Raw genomic sequence first — 702 nt, forward strand, 5'->3', positions numbered from 1 at the left:
GGCCCGGCGCCCGTCCTGCGCGCCCGCGGCCTCGCCTGCGGCTGGGCCGACGCCGCGCCGGTGGTGCGGGGACTCGACCTGGACGTGGCGCCCGGGGACGGCGTCGTCGTCGTGGGACCGAGCGGGGTGGGCAAGACGACGCTCCTGCTGACGCTCGCGGGCCTGCTGCCGCCGCGGGAGGGCACCGTCCGGGTGCACGGGCGGGACCTGGCCGGGCGGGACCTCGTCGGGCTGCCCCGGGACGGCGTCGCTCCCGTGGTGGCCTACACGCCGGAGGACGCGCACGTCTTCGACACGAGCGTGCTGGAGAACCTGCGCGTCGCCCGCGGCGACGTCACGCCGGACGAGGCCATCCGGGCGCTCGCGACCGTGGGCCTGGGTGACTGGCTCGCCGGGCTGCCCGACGGTCTCGCGACGACGCTCGGCGGCGGGGCCTCGCGGATGTCGGGCGGGCAGCGCCGGCGCCTCCTCCTGGCCCGCGCGCTGCTCACCCGGGCGCCCCTGCTGCTGCTGGACGAGCCGACCGAGCACCTCGACGACGACGACGGCGCCGCCGTCCTCCAGGGCCTCCTCGACGGCACGCTCGCGCCGGGACGCGGCGTCCTGGTCGTGACCCACCGCGCGCCGGCGGCGTCGACGGCGTCGACGGTCCTGCGGCTGGGCGCCGACGGGGTCGAGGTGCTGCGGGCGCGGCGCGCCCCG

Annotated in this window: 1 protein-coding gene; it reads left to right on the plus strand. The window is 79.8% G+C overall.

Annotation, left to right across the window (positions count from 1 at the left end):
• On the plus strand, positions 1-702 hold a 702-nt coding region (locus N866_RS19270; protein WP_034230007.1), incomplete at both ends, for an ATP-binding cassette domain-containing protein.

The sequence above is a fragment of the Actinotalea ferrariae CF5-4 genome (genome assembly GCF_000603945.1).
GTDB lineage: Bacteria > Actinomycetota > Actinomycetes > Actinomycetales > Cellulomonadaceae > Actinotalea > Actinotalea ferrariae.